The sequence below is a fragment of the Thermosynechococcus sp. QKsg1 genome (assembly GCF_031586415.1).
Classification (GTDB): Bacteria; Cyanobacteriota; Cyanobacteriia; order Thermosynechococcales; family Thermosynechococcaceae; genus Thermosynechococcus.
This window is the reverse complement of record NZ_CP134200.1, coordinates 1,403,257-1,421,897: the sequence shown is the minus strand read 5'-3', so window position 1 is coordinate 1,421,897 and position 18,641 is coordinate 1,403,257. Positions and strand designations below refer to the sequence as shown.

The window sequence follows — 18,641 nt, the reverse complement described above, 5'->3', positions numbered from 1 at the left end:
ATATCCATGAGTGTGATTCAGCCGATTCAATTTGATGGGGCACTACTGCAAAAATACGATCGCCCCTTGCCCCGCTATACCAGTTACCCCACGGCTGCCGAGTTTACTGCTGACTTTGATAGCCACTGTTTCCAACGGGAACTGCTGCGGAGTAACGAAGGGCATCTGCCTCTGTCCCTATACGTGCATATTCCCTTTTGCCAGACCGCCTGCTATTTTTGCGGTTGCAATGTCATCGTCACCCAAAGCCAAACCATTGCCAAAACCTACTTGGATGCCTTAGCAGAGGAAATTGCCCAAGTGGCGGCACGGCTGGATCGCACTCGTCCAGTGGTTCAAATGCATTGGGGCGGCGGTACCCCCAACTATCTCACCATTGACCAAGTGGAATCTTTGTGGCGGACGCTCACCCACCACTTTGAATTTGCCAAGGATGCCGAAATTTCCATTGAGGTCAATCCCCGCTATATCAACCGCGAGTATCTCTTTCGCTTGCGCGATCTGGGCTTCAACCGCATCAGCTTTGGTGTGCAAGACTTTGATCCTCAAGTTCAACTTGCCGTCAATCGGGTGCAGCCAGAGACGTGGCTGTTTCAAGTGATGGAGTGGATTCGCGCTGCCGAGTTTGAGAGTGTCAACATTGACCTGATCTATGGCCTGCCTTTTCAAACGGTGCAATCTTTTGAAACCACGATTGCCAAAACAGTGCGCCTTGACCCCGATCGCATTGCGGTCTTTAACTTTGCCTATCTTCCCAATTTGAAACCCATCCAAAAGCGAATTGACCCCGCTACCCTACCCGATGGCACGACCAAACTGGCCATTTTGCAGCGGGTCATTGAAACGCTGACTAGCCAAGGTTATCAGTACATTGGCATGGATCACTTTGCTAAGCCCACCGATGAGCTGGCGATCGCCCAAGCAGCTGGAACCCTCAAGCGCAACTTTCAGGGCTATACGATCCTGCCCCCTGCAGATTTGATTGGCTTTGGTCTCACCTCAATTAGCATGTTGCAGCAGGCCTATGCCCAAAATCAGAAGCATCTAGCCACCTACTTTAGTAACATTGCGGCGGGGCAATTGGCCACAGAACGCGGGATTCAATTACACCCTGAGGATGTGCTGCGCCGCACCATCATCATGGAGCTGATGTGTCAATTTACCTTGGACAAGGGGGCGATCGCCCGCCAGTTCAATCTCGATTTTGATACCCACTTTGCTCCTGAGTTAACTGCACTGCAGGAATTGGCTGCCGATGGTCTCATTCACTTGGGGCGCGATCGCGTGGAAGTTACCTCTGTGGGTCGGCTCCTAATTCGCAATGTGGCTGCCCTCTTTGATACCTACCTGCAACACAAATCTGGTAAGACATTTTCTAAGGCCATTTAGGCTCAGCCGAGGATTGTCTTGGTGGCTCAAATTCTTTAGATTACACTTGATTTCAACTTGCGTCTAAATCTGCACACGGTGTTGAGGAGTGCCCATGTCATCATCCCTAGAATTCCAACCTGAAACTGCCCGCCTCAATTGGGCTTTTGTGCTTTTTTTAACGACGGTCCATGGCTTAGCCGTAGTTGCCCTCTTCTTTTTCTCTTGGTCAGCCTTGGCGGTCACCATCTTTCTGCACTGGCTCTTTGGTAGTATCGGCATTTGCTTGGGATACCATCGCCTCTTGAGTCACCGCAGTTTTCAAGTGCCCCAGTGGCTGGAGTACATCATTGCTGTTTTGGGTGCCTTGGCCATGCAGGGAGGTCCCATTTTTTGGGTTGCCGGTCACCGCTTGCACCATGCCCACACCGAAGATGAAGTCAAAGATCCCTACTCAGCGCGGCGGGGCTTTTGGTGGAGCCATATGCTCTGGCTGGTCTATCCCCACCGCCAATTTTTTGATGCTGAGGAGTATGCCCGCTATGCCCCGGATTTGACACGAGATGCCTTTTACCGCTGGCTCGATCGCTACTTTTTGCTGCTGCAAGTGCCCCTTGCGTTGCTGCTCTATGGCCTAGGGGGTTGGTCATGGCTGCTGTGGGGGATGTTTGTGCGGGCGGTCTTCCTCTGGCACAGCACTTGGTTTATCAACTCCGTGACCCACAAATGGGGCTACCGCCGCTTCGATACGCCGGATAACTCCCGCAATCTCTGGTGGGCAGCACTCCTTACCTATGGTGAAGGTTGGCACAACAACCACCACGCCTATCCCCACGTGGCCAAGGCCGGCTGGTACTGGTGGGAAGTGGATCCCACATGGTGGGTGATTCGCACGCTCCAAGGACTGGGTCTTGCTTCTAAGGTACAGTTGCCCCCGCCCACAGCATTGTCCTAATTGCCTCGGCTCCGTTGGGCGATCGCCAAATTGCTCAGGCGCTTGAGGCCAACCTCCTCAGCGGTCATTAACTCTGTCCACAGGGCATTCACCTTGGGGTTAGTTGGCTGTTGCTGCCGCAGTTTGACCAATGTCTCGAGGGCATCGTACCACAGACCATGGCTAGCCAGCAGGTTATAGCGTTCTACAGGACTGGTTTGGCGCAGTTGCTTGTTCAAGGTCGCTGGTAGTGCCACCCGCTGTACCCAACCTTCCACAAAGCGAATCTGTGATGGATCAGGATCCCGGGGATTACAAATGAGACTCACCGTCCAGCGGTAATCCACCCCCTCCTGTAGGGGCGGTACGTCACCCGCCAACGTAATACTGTCTAGGCGCGGGCGATGGGCCATCGGAAACTGCTGCTTGTAAATTTGCACCTGCGTCCCATCGGCAAGGTTCTGAAAGAGGGCAAACTCCAGAGCTTGGTAATTATTGGCGGGTAAATACCAGTAAAACGTGGGACGATTGGCTGCCGTTAAACCAATATTGCTTGCTGGTACTAAGGCGGTTAAATCCGGTTCGTTCGCCGCTGTTTGCACTCTACAGACGCCGCGAGTGGCTGCCCCCTCCCGATTCCCCGGCCGGGATAGGTTTTTCGGGGGCGTGAATCCCGCCCAACTCAGACCCGCATCGAGGATGAGTACGGCCAAGCTCCAAGGAACGAAATATCGCAGTGACGTGAACATAAGGCGTTTCATAGGTCAAGATCCTTAATGAAAAGCGGTAGCGGGAAGTGTTAGGGGGGCTTATCGTTAATCTTTGGTCATTTCCCTACCTGCCACACTACTACCATAGGAGTTGGGTGTGGGCTGCGGGGTGATAGCGCCAACGAGAGGGTGATGATGTCCATCACGTACTGGTATTGCGCTGGCTCACAACCTGAGTAGTTTTCCAGACGAGGACAGCACCCTAGCAGTTCCAAAGTGGCGCGGGCATGATGTCAGCAGCAGGCATATTAGCAAAGGGCTATCTCTATACTGGAAAGTACCTATAGAATTTTTGCGCTGAGCGCTGTTCCCACTACTTTTCTAAATTTCTTGATCTAGTGGTGTTGCGTGACTCCTCGCTGTGAACACTCTCTCCCTTAAGTGGTTTCTCTTGCCCCCCCTCAGTGTTGTGGCGGGTCTCAGCATCTTTTTGGCGGGATCAAGGGGGCTGTCGGCAACGGCAGCAGAACGGATTATTTTTCGCTATGGCCCTTTGGAGCGATCGCTCCCCATTGCTGATTTAGAACGCTTTGCTACCACTGGCCAAGCCTCCCCAGAACTCGCCAGCTATTTACGGTTATTGCCGCCTGTGCATCAGCAGCAATTGCGGTTGGCCTTACAAGAACGGCTGCGATTGTCCCCCGTGGCTGTTGCCCAACTGTTGTACTCCCCCCTAGGTCAAGAATTGATGGTGCAAGCGGGTCGGATCCTCGAAACCCAAAGCCGTCAAGAAAATGCCCTTGCCCTGCGATCAGCCCTGATTCTCGCTGCCACTGATCCCAAGGGTCTCACCGCGTTGAGTGTGATGCGCCATTACCCCTCCCGCAGTATCCGCTTTGACCTCAAGGAAGGACTCGTGATTCTCAAAAACTTCCAGCAGACAATCCGCGAAACAGAGACAATTCTGGATGTTGTTCGTCAACAGGCGATCGCAAATCAGCCAGAATCTATTCCTGCCAGTGTGCAATCACTGCTCCAACCGGGGCCTTGGCGGTGGCTAGAGATGCCTTGGACAGCAGTGGATGAATCGCCTCGGCGGTTGCAGTTGACGGGACATTCCCGCCCCATTGCAGCGGATCTCTATCTACCCATCGTTCCTGCGGGACAGCGGGTTCCAGTGGTCATTGTTTCCCATGGACTGGGGGCAAGTCGCTACAGCTATCGCTATTTGTGTCAACATCTGGCCTCCCACGGTTTTGCGGTGATTGCCCTTGAGCACGTTGGTAGCTCGACCCGGCAGGTACTGTCCTTTCCCATGGGCTATGTCAGTCCAAGGATGGCGGCCCAAGAATTTCTGGATCGCCCCCTCGATGTCACGTTTGTCCTCAATCGTTTAGGGACATTTCCTGAGCAACTCTATCCTTGGGCAGGGCGGCTAAATTTGGAGCGGGTGGCAATGATTGGTCAGTCCTTTGGCGGCTACACGGCTCTCACCCTCGCGGGCGCACCGTTGGATTTTCAACAACTGCGGCGACATTGCACAAGAAGTGTTCTCGACTCGTTTAATGTGTCACTGCTGCTCCAATGCCAAGCGCAAGCATTACCACCAAAGGTCTATTCCCTACAGGATCCCCGTGTGCAAGCGGTGATTGCTGTTAACCCGATTACCAGTGCTGTCTTTAGTCCTGAATCCTTGAGGCAGTTGAAAATTCCCGTTATGTTTGTGGCTGCCAGTGACGATACGATCGCCCCAGCGGTCGAGGAGCAAATTTATCCCTTTACATGGCTGACGACGCCCGATCGCTACTTGGTGTTGATAGACGATGCCACCCATTTTTCAACCATTGGTGAGGCGGGTCAAAATGAACCGGTGTTGCCTGTGCCCCAGTCACTTGTCGGTGCCATGCCCCCGCGATCGCGCACCTATCTGCGAGGATTGAGCTTAGCCTTTTTACGCTTGCACCTTCTAGGGGATGAACAGGCACGGCAATGGCTGACACCGGCCGCAGCAATGGCGTTGAGTTCGCCCACCCATGGCCTGAACCTGACCCAATCCCTAGCTCCAGAACTGTTGGAAAAGGTTCCACAGGCAGCGAAGTAATGATCAACTCGACTGTGAATGCTAAATCCCTGATGGTAGTGGGAACCACGTCCCATGTGGGTAAATCTCTCCTCACAGCGGTGATTTGTCGTTGGCTGGCGCAGCAGGGCTACCGTGTCACTCCCTTTAAGGGACAGAATATGGCCTTGAATGCTTACGTCACCCGTGAGGGCGGTGAAATTGGCTATGCCCAAGCAATGCAGGCCTGGGCGGCAGGGATAGAACCCGAAGTGGCGATGAACCCGATTCTCCTCAAGCCCCAAGGCAACATGACCTCCCAAGTGATTCTCAAGGGGCAGGTGGCGGGGGTCACCCAAGCAGCAGACTACTATCGGGACTATTTTGAGCGGGGTTGGCAGGCGATTACCGAGGCCTTGGCGGATCTGCGACAACGCTTTGACTGGATTGTGTGTGAAGGTGCAGGGTCACCCGCAGAAGTCAATCTCAAGCACCGCGATCTCACCAATATGCGGGTGGCCACCTATCTTGGGGCACCGACGATCCTTGTGGCGGATATTGATCGGGGGGGCGTCTTTGCCCATATTGTCGGGACATTGATGCTTCTTGATCCTGCTGAGCGATCGCTCATTCAGGGGATTGTCATTAATAAATTTCGTGGCCAGCGATCGCTCCTTGACAGTGGTGTGCAATGGCTAGAGGAGACTACAGGAGTACCGGTTTTAGGGGTGATTCCCTGGCTCGAGCACCACTACGCTGCCGAGGATTCTCTCGATCTGTGGGATCCGCGTCCCCAACGCCAAGGCGCCGACCTCAAAATCACCGTCATTCGGCTGCCGCGCATTGCCAACTTCACCGATGTGGATCCCCTCCTAGCGGAACCCAGTGTTTCCCTTGAGTTTCTACCCCCCCATCGTCCCTTGGGGCAACCCGATGCCGTGATCCTGCCGGGGACGAAAACGACGATTGCTGATCTCCACGTCCTACGGCAAACGGGCATGGCAGAGCAACTACAAGCCTACGCTGCCCAAGGGGGAACCATTCTCGGTATTTGCGGTGGGTGGCAGATTTTGGGTATCACCATCAGCGATCCTCTAGGCCTAGAGGGCTGCCCCGGCACCTATAAAGGACTGGGACTCATGCCACTGCACACGCAATTGGGGGTAAGCAAATGTACCCAGCAACAACAAACCCAATCCATTTATTTCCCCTGTCCTGAGCCGATCGTGGGCTATGAAATTCACCAAGGCCAAAGTGAATACACAGGTGATCTCAACGGTTGGCAGCCCCTTTTTTCTGCTTCAGAACTCGGCCTTGTTAACACAGCGGGCACGCTTTGGGGCACCTACCTGCATGGGCTATTGGAAAATGGTGCTTGGCGCCGCCATTGGCTGAATGGGTTGCGATCGCGCCGTCAACTGCCCCCCCTACCCACAGCCATTCCCCACTATGCCGAGCAACGGACTGTTGCACTGGATCAACTTACAGAAGCCGTGATGGCTCACCTGAACCTAGGGAGCATTTGTAAATTATGTTGATGTAAAAATTTCAAATTGTTAGCAATTGTCATCCCTTGCAAATGACTCCCCTAGACTGAGGAACGATGTGCTGATGATAGGGAGTGCAAAAGAACAATGACAGTGGCTGCTTCTTGGTCAGTGGGAATCTTAATTGTTTCAGCGATCGCCGCCCTGAGTGGCTTAAGCTGGCTCTTGTACACAGCTTATCAAGAGGAAAAACAATGTCCCCTGCGGGAGTCTTCCCCCCAAGAGGCCTATGGTGAAACCCTCTGGCGCATGATCTTTGTCTATTGGCTCGTCTATTGTGGTGCGCGGGGTCTGCAAATCGCTGTACCATTAGAAGGCACCGATTTAGGTCAAATGTGCAAAATCACCGCACTCTTGGCCTTTTTGCTCACCACCTCTTCGCTGCTTTGCTTACCGATGCACTATTGGCAGGCACGTCAGCGCCAGCAACAACTCAATTAAGTCTAATTCAGTCTCGATTCTCTGCCGACACAGTTCAATGTGGTCTGACCTGCTCCAACAACTCCTCGATCGCCAAGCCCTGACGCAAGAGCAGGCCACCCAGTTAATGCAAGGATGGCTGGCAGCAGAAATTCCCGATGCCCTCGCCGGTGCCATTCTCACGGCACTCCAGTTCAAGGGGCTGACAGTTGAGGAACTCACGGGCATGGCCAAGGTATTGTTGGCGCAGTCCGCTGGTGCGCCGCTAAATTTAGCCGAACCCCTCATTGATACCTGCGGCACCGGGGGCGATCGCGCGGGTACCTTTAATATCTCCACAGCGGTTGCCTTTGTTGTCGCAGCAGCCGGTGTCAAAGTGGCTAAGCACGGCAATCGTTCCGTCTCTAGCCGCGTCGGTTCAGCGGATGTCCTTGAGTGCCTTGGGATCAATCTTGCTCACAGCGATCCCGCCTTTTTGCTCAAGGAAGTGGGGATTACGTTTCTCTTTGCCCCCGGTTGGCATCCCGCCATGAAAGCCGTGGCTCCCCTGCGCCGTACCCTGAAAATTCGCACCGTCTTTAATCTCCTCGGTCCTTTGGTGAATCCGCTCCACCCCACAGGGCAGGTGATTGGTGTCTTTAGCGATCGCTATCTTGAAGCCATGGCCGGCGCCCTCCAACGTCTCGGACGCCAACGCGGGATTGTCCTCTATGGTCGCGAAGGAGTGGATGAAGCCACCCTCGGCAATATGACCGATCTTGTCATGTTTAGTAGCCCTGAGGAATCGCTGCGCCAAGAAGTCCTTGATCCCCAAGCCTTGGGACTCGCCAGTGCCCCCCTGAGGGATCTGGCTGGAGGAGATGTCCAGACCAATGCCGAGATTCTTACCCAAGTTCTGCAGGGCAAAGGCACAACGGCTCAGCAGGATGTGGTGGCGCTCAATGCCGCCTTAGCTCTCTACGTGGCAGCAGTCGTTCAAGATTGGTGGGAAGGGGTGGATCGGGCAAAGGCAATTCTGGCCAGTGGTGCCGCCTGGGACAAGCTACAGGCACTTGTTACACTGTCTAACCAATCCTAGGAAAACCTCTGTGGTGTCTGCCTATTTGCCCCCTTGGTGTGTTTTAGATCCCCTCTTGGATCAATGGTTACAGGAGGACATCGGTCGGGGCGATCGCACCACCCAAGCCCTGCATCTTCAGGATCGCCAAGGAAAAGCCCACATCCGTCTCAAAAGTCAGGGAGTGATTGCCGGTCTGCCCATTGTGGAGCGGGTGTTTCAACGCCTGACAGCAGCAGTAGTATTTACCTACGAGCAGGCTGAGGGCACCCTTTGTGAGGCGCCGACAATTGTTGCTCGCATTGAAGCTCCCCTAGAAACCTTACTCCTTGGCGAACGGCTGGCCCTCAATTGCTTGATGCGCCTCAGTGGCATTGCCACCCTCACCCATACCTATGCCCAGCAAATTGCTGACTTGCCGACGCAACTCGTCGATACCCGCAAAACAACGCCCGGACTGCGCCTGTTAGAAAAATATGCAGTGGCGGTGGGGGGCGGTGTCAACCATCGCTTTGGCCTTGACGATGCAATTATGATCAAGGACAACCACATTGTGGCAGCGGGGGGCATCACGGCTGCGGTTGAAAAAGTCCGCCAAGCCAGTCCCTTTCCCTTGGCGATTGAGGTGGAAACCGAGACCCTAGAGCAGGTGCGTGAAGCGGTTTCCCTTGGGGTGGATGGGATCATGCTCGACAATATGCCGATTCCAGAGATGGCAAAAGCCGTGGCCTTGATTCGTGCTGCAGCTCCCCACATTAAAATTGAGGCCTCTGGCAATATCACCTTGGAAACCTTGCGCTCGGTGGCCTTGACGGGGGTAGACTACATCTCCACCAGCGCGATGATCACGCGTTCCCCTTGGCTAGACTTTAGTTTGACCATTCTTTGAGTCCTGTCCACCTCTTGCCCACAACGTTAGTACCTATTTTGGGAGGTTGCCCGATGTTGAAATCCATGAGAATGCCGCAGCTGGTTCAGCTCAAACCCTGGGAGTTAGTGGTGTCGCTGATTGCAGTGGTGATTGCGGTACCGATTTTGGTCATTCTCAGTCAACTCTTTGTGAATACGGGTGACACTTGGCACCATTTGGCCACAACCGTTTTACCCGACTATTTACTCAACTCCCTCTGGCTGATGTTGGGGGTGGGAGCAGGGGTGATTGTCATTGGTGTCAGTACTGCTTGGCTGGTCACCAACTGTCAGTTTTGGGGGGTGCGCTGGTGGCAATGGCTACTGTTAACCCCCTTGGCAGCACCCGCCTATGTTTTGGCCTATACCTATACGGAGTTTTTCGCCTTTGAAGGTCCCATTCAGGGGTGGCTACGGGAGGTGACAGGCTGGGGCTACGGTGACTACTGGTTTCCCAATATCCGCTCCCTTGGCGGGGCGATCGCCATGCTCACCCTCGTTCTCTATCCCTATGTCTTTCTCTTGGCGCGGGTAGCCTTTTTGGAGCAGGCCACCTGTAGCTTAGAGGCCAGTCGTTCCCTTGGCTGTGGGCCTTGGCGCAGCTTTTGGACGGTGGCGCTGCCCCTTGCTCGGCCAGCGATCGCTGCGGGTACAAGCCTCGCCCTCATGGAAACCCTCAATGATTTTGGTACTGTGCAGTACTTTGGTGTGGATACCTTCACCGTCGGCATTTACCGCACTTGGTTTGGCATGGGCGATCGCGTGGCGGCGGCGCAGTTGGCCTCAGTTTTGGTGGTGATTGTTTTTGCCCTGCTGCTCGTGGAGAAATGGTCTCGGGGCAAGGCACGCTATTACAATCGCGGGGGCGATCGCCCCATTCCCTACGTGCTCAAAGGCTGGCGAGCCGCTTTGGCTTGGCTGGTCTGTGCCCTACCGGTGTTCTTTGGTCTTCTACTCCCCGGCGGGTTACTCCTCTACTTGGCCATCAGCTACCAACAACTGCACCTCAGCCGTGAATTTTTAGAACACGCCAGCCACAGCTTGATTTTGGCCACCCTCTCTGCGGTTTTGGCGGTGGGCATTGCCCTGCTCTTGGCCTATGGGCATCGCTTGCTGCCAACGGTTTGGGTGCGTTGGGGAACACAGATTGCGGCGATGGGCTATGCCATTCCCGGTACGGTGATTGCGGTGGGGATTCTCATGCCCTTGGGGTGGCTAGATAACGTCATTAACGATGTCACTGAGCACCTGTGGGGGGTGGCAGTGGGCTTGATTCTCAGTGGCACAATCACAGCCCTGATCTATGCCTACTTGGTACGCTTTTTGGCGGTTTCCTTGGGCAGTGTGGAGGCCAGCCTAGTGAAGATTCGTCCGTCCTTGGATGAGGTGGCGCGGACATTGGGGCGATCGCCCTGGAATATTCTGCGCACGGTTCACTTGCCGCTGATGGTGCCCGGCCTTTTTACCGCTGCCCTGATGGTCTTTGTCGATGTGATGAAGGAATTGCCTGCAACATTGGTGATTCGTCCCTTTAACTTTGATACCCTAGCCATACAGGTTTACCGCTTTGCCTCTGATGAGCGACTTCCCGAAGCCGCCTTAAGTGCTTTGGCCTTGGTGGTCGTCGGTCTCATTCCGGTCATTTGGCTGGGACGGCAAACCCGCTGGGCAGATTAGGGAGTTCGGTTTACCGTTTACCAATCTTCTTAATAATTCGTTACATTAGAAACAACGTTCGCTAGGTGTGCTATGTACTTAGAATTTAAGGCCAGCCAATCTGTGCGCCTCAGTATTGAAACACCCACGGCTCCCTTGCAGCACTACCTGCGCCAACCCCAGCGGCTTGTCTATGCCCTCACCGATCCAACCCGAGTGGAATTTTTGGGTAGCGATCGCTTTCGCCTCAAGATGCGTCCCCTTAACTTTCTCATGGTCAGCTTGCAGCCCACGGTGGATCTGGCTGTCCATGCTAATAGCGATGGCTCTTTACAATTGCGCTCCCTCGGCTGTGAAATTCGGGGGGTGGACTACATTAATCGCCGCTTCCACCTTGCCCTCGAAGGTTACTTGTCTCCCCAAGCAACGGCAAACGGCACGGATTTGATTGGTCTAGCTGACTTGCAGGTGGGCGTGGATATTCCGCCGCCTTTGGATCTCACACCGCGCCCGATTCTCGAAGCCACCGGCAATGGCTTACTCAAGAGCGTTCTGTTAACGATGAAACAACGCCTCAGTCAACACCTTGTCGCCGATTATCAACGCTGGCTCACGGAAGTGGAAACCAATGGCAGTGGCGATTGGCTCACGCCTGTCCCTGTCAGTTCCAGCTAAAACTTCCCTACAGATAGACCTGCTTGGTGCTGAGTAATTGCCCAAGGCCAAAGAGTCCCCGCTGAAAACCCCTTGCAGCAGCACCAATGGCCAAGGCATCCAAGCGCTCTAGTTGGGGGGGACGATTGACAAAGACAAGGGGAGTTTGCACCTGCTGATAAAAGGCACGGCAGTCTTCGTAGCTGCTGGCAATAATCCCACTGGCGGCGCTGCCATACTGGTGAATCCAATGCACTGCGGCGGTGAGATCCTCTTCGTAGTGCCACGCCAAGCGTTGATCCAGATAGGGGAGCGGCCACTCACTGGCGTCCACGAGGGGAATTTCGGGATAGTTGCGGTGTAAGTGCTCATCCACCCCCTGCTTGTAGCCCGCTTGGGTCAGTTCATTGATCACAAATGCCAGATGGGAGGGATTGACATTACCGAGCACAATGACCTTTTCAATGGCAAGGGCGCGATCGGGATTGGCTTGGTGGCTGTGCTGAATACAGTTGAGGACACTCTCTGGCGACACCGAACCATCCCAAACCAGATAGGTATTCCCAAGGGAAAGAGAGACCAAGGGACAGCGAGCAGCAGCGCGTTGCTCGGCCACAAAGCGGGAGCGGCCATAGACAAGGGCGAGATCAACAGCGACGGGATCCGCAAGCCAACTGGTTGGACTCAGGGAGAGGGTTTGAATGGTGGCTTTGGGCAGACTAGTTTTACTTAGGGCGGCCTCGATGAGACTGGCGATCGCCCCAGCAGTATAGCGGCTACTTTCACCACTCCAGAGCACAAGGGCATTTCCCGTTTTGAGGGCCATGCCCGCCAGCATCAAACTTAAAGTAGGTAGCCCTTCATAGACCAAGGCCACCACCCCTAGGGGCACGGCATACTGAAACCGCTCGGGTCGCGTTGGCAATGATTGCTGCCATGGATCTGCAGCATGGTAGAGGTGCTCTAGCCACTGGCGAATACGGTGCAGGCGCTCATGGGTCAGCCGTAGCCAGCCAAGAACAATCTGGGACACTGCTAAATCGCGGCTAGATTCAAGATCGAGCGTATTTTGCTCCAACAGGAGGGGTTCTGCTGTTGCCAACTCCTCAATCAATCGCCGAAGAGCGTCCTGACGGAGGGCATAGCTAACTTGGCTGAGGTGTGTACTGGCGACCCGCGCCCCCCTTAGCGGCTCAGGCAACATGGCCGTAGCGCATTCAACGACGGGAGAGGGCAATCCAGACTAGAAATGCCGGCATCAGTGCAATCAGCAGGGAGGCAATGATCCATAGCAGCCCTTCAGGTTTTAAGGACAATTGTAGAAGTAAGGGCAGCCAGAGGAGAATAGGCATCAATAAAAAGAAGCTCAGGCCAATCGCAAAATACCAATAGCTTTCTGAGAAGCCCCGCTGCAACTGATTCCACTGCAATCCTGTCCAATACCACGCTCGCTTGTAGGGATAGGTGGTGGCCAACTGCTCAATGGAAAAGCCATCGGGACGGACGACAAAAATTTGCTGACAGCGCCGACAGCCAAAAGCTTCCGTGAGGGCGATCGGCATCAACTCCCCTTGGCGACGACAGGGGCAGGGGTAACTTGCATCGAGATCCAGTTTGTGAGGTTTAATCGGAGCCACGGTGGCTGTCCAAAACGCAAACGACAGAAAATGATTCGATGGCGAGCGATCGCTCGCCTACTGATACAGCATACAAAGAGAATTCTGTTTTGCCTGTGACTTATACAATTTGTTAAAGATAGCCGCGAAAGGGGGATATTTCGATTTTTTCTGCAATGAGAGAATGTAAGCTAGGATACAGTTCTGCCGCAACCCCTCTTGATCATGATTCCCCAAGATTTTCTCGACCAAATTAACCCCGATCGCTACATTGTTCCCGTGGGGGAGAAATTTCACTGGCAGGACTATGATCCTGCGGATACCGCTGGCCTCAAAAGCAAAGCCGAAGCCCAAGAACTCCTTGCTGCTGGGATTAAGAAGCTAGCCGCTTACCAAGATGTTCTCTATGCCCAGAATATCTATGCGCTGCTGATTATTTTCCAAGCAATGGATGCAGCGGGCAAAGACAGCACGATCAAACACGTCATGAGTGGCATTAACCCCCAAGGCTGTCAGGTGTATAGCTTTAAGGCACCGAGTGCCGAGGAGTTGGATCATGACTTTTTGTGGCGAGCCAACCGCGCATTGCCAGAGCGAGGCTGTATTGGTATTTTTAATCGCTCCTATTACGAAGAAGTTCTTGTGGTGCGGGTGCACCCCGATTTGCTCAATCGCCAGCAACTTCCCCCCGAAACCAAGACCAAGCACATCTGGAAAGAGCGCTTTGAGGACATTAATCACTACGAACGTTACTTAACCCGCAATGGCATTCTCATCCTCAAGTTTTTCCTGAATATCTCCAAAGCAGAGCAAAAAAAACGCTTTTTGGAGCGCATTAGTCGCCCGGAAAAGAACTGGAAATTTTCGATTGATGACGTGCGCGATCGCGCCCACTGGGACGACTATCGAGCGGCCTATGCCGATGTCTTTCGCCACACTAGTACCGACTGGGCACCGTGGCACATTATTCCCGCCAATCGCAAGTGGTTTGCGCGGCTGATGGTGGCTCACTTCATTTATCAAAAATTGGCGAGTCTCAACCTGCACTACCCAATTGTTAGTGAAGCCCACAAAGAGCAGTTACTGGAAGCCAAGGCATTACTGGAAAACGAACCTGACGACGAGGAATAACGGCTGCCACTGCCTCCCGAAATCGAGGAGCTTGGGAACATCCTTAGGCAGATCCATCCCCTTGGGGAACCTCTTGCCATAGGGAGGTTGTTTCCCGGAGACTTTGGTAATCGCCATTGCTGAGAATTAAGTGGTCAAGCACCGGAATGCCCATAATTTGTCCCGCTTGCAGAATTTGTTTGGTTAAGTCCAGATCCGCTTGACTGGGAGAGAGATTGCCTGAGGGATGGTTGTGGGCAATGATCAGGCGGCTCGCATTGCGACGCACCGCTTCACGGAAAACTTCGCGGGGATGGACAAGGGTTTCTGTGGCGGTTCCCACGGTAATCACATGAGACCCCAATAGGCGATGGCGCACATCCAGCAAGAGAACGGCAAAGCGTTCCGTCGGTTGCCACATGAGATCAGTACTGAGGACAGCGGCAGCAAGGGCAGGATTATCAATGATCGTTTGCTCCCCCGGTCGCGACTGAAAGACCCGCTTCCCCAACTCCACAGCCGCCAGAATGGTCGTGGCTTTGGCGGGGCCAACACCAGGGATGGCCATCAATTCCTCTGGGGTAATGTCGCGTAAAAGGCTCACGGCATCGGTACTGTTACCACTGCGCTCCCCCAACTGTTTGAGGATAAATTGTCCTAAGCCCACGGCTGAGAGTTTGCCCGCCCCTTGACCAGTCCCCAGTAAAATCGCCAACAGTTCTGCGGAACTGAGATAGCGGGCACCTTGGCTGAGTAGCTTTTCACGGGGGCGATCGCCGACGGGCAGATCAGCAACACGGAGGGAGTAGGACATGACAGCAGCGATCAAGGGAATTGCTAAAAAGCATATCAAGATTTGCTTGCGGCAGCGTTGGGACTGGTTTAGAGAAATTTGCAAGAAGTAGTTGACTTTTATTTGCAAGTAGTTCAAGCTAAAGAAAGTAAAGAAACCGTTTTCCTCTGTTCAGCCTCAATGAACGTATTGCGAATCTACTCCTAACTTTTCCTAGGGGGCAGGTGAGAGTTGCCTGTTCAGAAGTGCTGGGGGCGATCGCCCGATTGCCCTTGAATATCCTATAAATCGAGGCTTGCAGATACTTTGATCATGATTGAGGAGTGAATAATGGCGAGATCGATCGCGGTCTGGCTGGGGCTAGCTTTGGCTCCTGCTTGGGGAATGTCAGCGGCATTAGCTGCGAATCAGTTGCAAGACACACCCCATACGAGTGATGTGAGTGCCTCTAGATTCCTTGATGATGACTTGCAACAAGTCACTCGTTCAGTAAAATCACCCTTGCAAGTCGCACAAGTGCCAGCAGTGGCGGACTTAGAGGCTCAAGCTCCCCGACTCCCTGCCCCCGCGCCGTCTTTGGGAATGCAGCGGACAATGCCGCAAGTGACCTCAGTGAATCAACTCTCGGATGTGCGCCCCACGGACTGGGCCTATCAAGCCTTGGCCTCACTGGTGGAGAAATATGGCTGCATTGCCGGTTATCCCGATGGCACCTTTCGCGGCAACCGTGCCGCCACACGCTTTGAGATGGCTGCAGCCTTGAACGCCTGCTTGGATGTGATCAGCGATCGCTTTGCCAGCAAGGAAGATCTAGCTACACTTCAGCGGCTGGCGGAGGAGTTTAGTAGCGAATTAGCCGTGATCAAGGGACGGGTGACGAATCTGGAAGGCCGCGTTGCTAACCTTGAAGCGACTCGATTTGCCACCACTACTAAACTACGCGCTTCAGTCATCTTCAATGTGTCCGATGTCCTCACGGGCACCCAATCCGTTGCCGCTAACGCTGTTCCCAATCGCGGGCCCACCATCGAGGACAATACCGTTGCTACCTACCGCGCTCGGCTGAACTTTGACACCAGCTTCTATGGTAAGGATGTCCTGCGGGTGCGCATTCAGGCGGCCAATATGCCTAACTACGGAACTGTTACCGGTACCAACATGGCACGGCTCAGCTACGACACCAACACTGGCGGCCAATTCACCATTGACGACCTCTACTACCGCACCCCTCTGACCAACCGCCTGTTCCTTGCCTTTGATGCATCAGCAGGCAATTTCGACAAGAATGTCTTTACCTTTAACCCCCTCTTGCAGTCCGATGAAACGGGAGCCATTAGCCGGTTTGGTCGCTTTAACCCCCTCTATCGCTTTGGTGGCGGCGCTGGCTTAACACTGCGCTATACCCTCCTTGAAAATAGAGAGCGGGGCACTGGCCTAACCCTAAATCTGAGCTATCAGGCACCGAACGCAGCTAATCCAAATCGAAATACACCAAATACTAATGGTCTCTTCGACGGTGCCTATGCCGCCTTGGCCCAACTCGACTGGCGACCTGCGAAGAACCTCGCCATGGGATTTACCTATGTGCGCTCCTTTGGTGTCAGTGTTGCTGGCGGAACAGGAAGCAGTGGGCTTCCCGTTTTTCCCGGCTCTGCTGCCAACCCCATTGGCAATAATGCCAATGCAGCAGCTGACAATTTTGGCTTTCAGTTTAGCTACCGCCCCATTCAAAAATTCAACATTGCAGGCTGGGTCGGCTACTCCAATGTCTATCAGGTACAAGGATTCACAGGCCCACGGCGAGAAGCAGAAGTCTTAAACTGGGCCGCCACCTTTGCTGTACCGGACATCTGGCGTAAGGGTGACGTTCTCGGTTTAATTATCGGTCAACCCCCGCAAACCATTAGCGTCCGCAATGTACCGGGTGCACCGGGTGCAACCTTTAACTCCTATCACATCGAAGGGCTATACCGTATTCCGATCTCGCGGAATATTTCAATTACACCTGGCCTCATTGCCGTGGTCAATTCCAACAGCAACAGTAACAACGCGCCGCTGCTTCTGGGGGTTGTGCGAACAACCTTTAGCTTCTAGCTGTCCCTAGCTAGTGAGGAAATAGATGCCCTACCCCTAGGGGGGTGGGGTTTTGTTTTCGAGTTACCGCAAAAGATCAAAGGCAGCATTTGCTAAGGTAAGGGTACCAGTTGTGCAGTTATGAATGAGTACGTTTAGGAGCCTACCTCCATGTCTGAAGAACAAGTCCCACCCACAACAACTGAAGAACCGGTTGCTGCTGCCGAGTCATCCACCCCTGAGCCCCTTGGAGAAACCGTCAGTGCTGAGGAGGTGATTGAAGCAGCCAAAGAACTGCTGGCGGCTCTCCAGCGCTTTGCCGCCGCTCAGTTAAAAGCCCTGCCAGCAGATGTGCAAAAAGCCCTTGAAACGGCGATCGCAGAGCTGAAGTCGAATGCTGATACCGTCTCTAGCCATGTCAAGGATTTTGAGGAGCGACTCAAAGCGGCGTGGGAGGTGCTAACAGCAAAGAAAGAGTTGCCCAGTGGTGGTGATGGCGAGTCCTAGGCCGTTATTGCTTGAGCCATTCCCTTGGCAGGAGACCCTCCAGTGGCAACCCACACCCCAACAGCAGGAACAGTTCCAACGCTTCTATGGGGCAATCCTCGCAGCCAACCAAGGGATCAACTTGACGCGGATTACGGCAGTCCCTGATTTCTGGGAGAAGCACCTCTGGGATTCGTTGCGGGGGATTTTGCCATGGCTTCAGCCTACTGGGGGAACACCTTGGGGAACTAAGATTCAACAGGTCATTGATATTGGCAGTGGCGGTGGTTTTCCGGGGGTACCGGTGGCGATCGCCCGCCCCGATTGGTCAGTGACCCTCCTTGAAGCGACCCAAAAGAAAGTCAAATTTTTGCACTCTCTCCCTTCAAGTGTTGGTTTGGCCAACATTCAGCCGCAATGGGGACGGGCAGAAGCCCATGAGCGCCGCTATGATTTGGCCTTGATTCGAGCCGTCGGTGATGTGGCTCGTTGTTGTGCCTATGGGTTGCCCCTATTGCGATCGGGGGGCATTTTAGTCCTGTACCGAGGCCAATGGAGCGACGAGGATACCCAGCATTTAGAGACCCTCTTGCCGCGATACCGCAGTCAACAGCTAGACATTCAGGCATTCACGACCCCCTTGAGCCATGCCCAGCGCCACTGCGTTTACCTTCAGCGTCAGGGTTGAATGAGTGATCTTGTCCTCGTGGGGACTCTTAATGTAAATAAATTATGACAATCGATGGTTTGAAATTTTCACCCTACACATTTAGGGGGGGATCAGTTATACACAAATAGAGAGTAAACCAACAAATGTATTGAATTGATTGGTTAGGGCAACTTGGCAAGTCTCGGAGGAATACTGTCAATGTTTAACGATAGCAATACAAGTTTTACAAGCTGGCTCGCCGATCTCGTCAATGGTATGGGTCTGGCATGGTGGGTCAAGATAGAAACGAAAACCCCCCCCTGCACCTACTACTTTGGCCCTTTTCTGACACCCATGGAGGCGGAAAAAGAGAAGGATGGCTACATTGAGGACTTGAAGGCTGAGGGCGCAGAGGGACTTGAGGTCAGTGTCGTGCGCTGCCGTCCTGAAGAGGTGACCATTGACGCCGAAAAAAAGACGCGGGTGCCCCTTAGTGTTGGCATGACATAGGTTAAAGTCTGAATTGGTTCTAAAACTCTGTCCCTACAGCATGATGCCGTCTTAAAGTTTCTCCTAAGTCTCTGGACGCCAACCCCAACA

18 protein-coding genes are annotated in these 18,641 nt (G+C 53.8%); 14 read left to right on the top strand and 4 right to left on the bottom strand.

The annotated features are described in order from the left end of the window. The first annotated feature begins 6 nt into the window (after window positions 1-6). Together hemN and RHP47_RS07110 are read left to right on the top strand one after the other, a co-directional pair. Window positions 7-1,389 (top strand): oxygen-independent coproporphyrinogen III oxidase, encoded by a 1,383-nt coding sequence (hemN, locus tag RHP47_RS07115; RefSeq protein WP_310840073.1) that lies wholly within the window; start codon window positions 7-9, stop codon window positions 1,387-1,389. A 94-nt stretch (window positions 1,390-1,483) separates the two neighbouring features. Beyond that, a complete protein-coding gene (locus tag RHP47_RS07110) occupies window positions 1,484-2,323 on the top strand; it encodes a fatty acid desaturase (RefSeq protein WP_286625115.1) in 840 nt (279 codons plus the stop codon). On the opposite strand, the gene RHP47_RS07105 is transcribed toward RHP47_RS07110, so the two are convergent. Further along, window positions 2,320-3,051, bottom strand: a complete 732-nt coding sequence (locus RHP47_RS07105) for a DUF928 domain-containing protein (protein WP_302679211.1) — start codon at window positions 3,049-3,051, stop codon at window positions 2,320-2,322. The genes RHP47_RS07110 and RHP47_RS07105 overlap by 4 nt on opposite strands. Before the next feature lie 382 nt (window positions 3,052-3,433). Between RHP47_RS07105 and RHP47_RS07100 the strand changes: the two genes are divergently transcribed. The 7 genes from RHP47_RS07100 (at window position 3,434) to RHP47_RS07070 (ending at window position 11,335) form a co-directional block, all read left to right on the top strand. Next, window positions 3,434-5,113: an alpha/beta hydrolase gene (locus RHP47_RS07100; protein WP_286649455.1), complete on the top strand. Its 1,680-nt coding sequence runs from the start codon at window positions 3,434-3,436 to the stop codon at window positions 5,111-5,113. Then, window positions 5,113-6,609, top strand: a complete 1,497-nt coding sequence (locus RHP47_RS07095) for a cobyric acid synthase (protein WP_310840070.1) — start codon at window positions 5,113-5,115, stop codon at window positions 6,607-6,609. Before RHP47_RS07100 ends, RHP47_RS07095 begins: the two co-directional genes overlap by 1 nt. A gap of 96 nt (window positions 6,610-6,705) precedes the next feature. Continuing rightward, window positions 6,706-7,059, top strand: a complete 354-nt coding sequence (locus RHP47_RS07090) for a hypothetical protein (protein ID WP_206200216.1) — start codon at window positions 6,706-6,708, stop codon at window positions 7,057-7,059. 37 nt (window positions 7,060-7,096) lie between these two features. Next, complete coding sequence (gene trpD / locus RHP47_RS07085) at window positions 7,097-8,116, top strand: anthranilate phosphoribosyltransferase (protein WP_286668547.1); 1,020 nt, start codon at window positions 7,097-7,099, stop codon at window positions 8,114-8,116. A 13-nt stretch (window positions 8,117-8,129) separates the two neighbouring features. After that, window positions 8,130-8,984: a carboxylating nicotinate-nucleotide diphosphorylase gene (nadC, locus tag RHP47_RS07080; RefSeq protein ID WP_315863181.1), complete on the top strand. Its 855-nt coding sequence runs from the start codon at window positions 8,130-8,132 to the stop codon at window positions 8,982-8,984. Between the two features lie 71 nt (window positions 8,985-9,055). Beyond that, window positions 9,056-10,681 (top strand): iron ABC transporter permease, encoded by a 1,626-nt coding sequence (locus RHP47_RS07075; protein ID WP_310840068.1) that lies wholly within the window; start codon window positions 9,056-9,058, stop codon window positions 10,679-10,681. Window positions 10,682-10,753: 72 nt separating this feature from the next. After that, window positions 10,754-11,335: a DUF1997 domain-containing protein gene (locus RHP47_RS07070; RefSeq protein ID WP_149819459.1), complete on the top strand. Its 582-nt coding sequence runs from the start codon at window positions 10,754-10,756 to the stop codon at window positions 11,333-11,335. Window positions 11,336-11,342: 7 nt separating this feature from the next. On the opposite strand, the gene RHP47_RS07065 is transcribed toward RHP47_RS07070, so the two are convergent. Then, window positions 11,343-12,518: a hypothetical protein gene (locus RHP47_RS07065; protein WP_302679207.1), complete on the bottom strand. Its 1,176-nt coding sequence runs from the start codon at window positions 12,516-12,518 to the stop codon at window positions 11,343-11,345. A gap of 13 nt (window positions 12,519-12,531) precedes the next feature. Beyond that, a complete protein-coding gene (locus RHP47_RS07060) occupies window positions 12,532-12,951 on the bottom strand; it encodes a hypothetical protein (protein ID WP_149819455.1) in 420 nt (139 codons plus the stop codon). A 204-nt stretch (window positions 12,952-13,155) separates the two neighbouring features. On the opposite strand from RHP47_RS07060, the gene RHP47_RS07055 reads away from it, so the two are divergent. Next, window positions 13,156-14,061 (top strand): polyphosphate kinase 2 family protein, encoded by a 906-nt coding sequence (locus RHP47_RS07055; RefSeq protein ID WP_286668545.1) that lies wholly within the window; start codon window positions 13,156-13,158, stop codon window positions 14,059-14,061. Window positions 14,062-14,104: 43 nt separating this feature from the next. Here RHP47_RS07055 and radC read toward each other — a convergent pair whose 3' ends face one another. Beyond that, window positions 14,105-14,854 carry a DNA repair protein RadC gene (radC, locus tag RHP47_RS07050; RefSeq protein ID WP_286668544.1) on the bottom strand — a complete coding sequence of 250 codons (750 nt, stop codon included), beginning with the start codon at window positions 14,852-14,854 and terminating at the stop codon, window positions 14,105-14,107. A 309-nt stretch (window positions 14,855-15,163) separates the two neighbouring features. On the opposite strand from radC, the gene RHP47_RS07045 reads away from it, so the two are divergent. The 4 genes from RHP47_RS07045 (at window position 15,164) to RHP47_RS07030 (ending at window position 18,551) form a co-directional block, all read left to right on the top strand. Next, on the top strand, window positions 15,164-16,927 hold the full coding sequence (locus RHP47_RS07045; protein WP_310840064.1) for an iron uptake porin: 1,764 nt from the start codon (window positions 15,164-15,166) through the stop codon (window positions 16,925-16,927). A gap of 150 nt (window positions 16,928-17,077) precedes the next feature. Beyond that, window positions 17,078-17,413 (top strand): hypothetical protein, encoded by a 336-nt coding sequence (locus tag RHP47_RS07040; RefSeq protein WP_286649450.1) that lies wholly within the window; start codon window positions 17,078-17,080, stop codon window positions 17,411-17,413. Then, the gene (gene rsmG / locus RHP47_RS07035; protein WP_310840063.1) at window positions 17,400-18,080 is read left to right on the top strand and encodes a 16S rRNA (guanine(527)-N(7))-methyltransferase RsmG; all 681 of its coding nucleotides are present in this window, start codon (window positions 17,400-17,402) and stop codon (window positions 18,078-18,080) included. The genes RHP47_RS07040 and rsmG overlap by 14 nt, the downstream gene beginning before the upstream one ends. A gap of 180 nt (window positions 18,081-18,260) precedes the next feature. Then, window positions 18,261-18,551, top strand: coding sequence for a DUF1816 domain-containing protein (locus tag RHP47_RS07030; protein ID WP_149819445.1), 291 nt, complete (start codon window positions 18,261-18,263; stop codon window positions 18,549-18,551). Window positions 18,552-18,641: the final 90 nt, after the last annotated feature.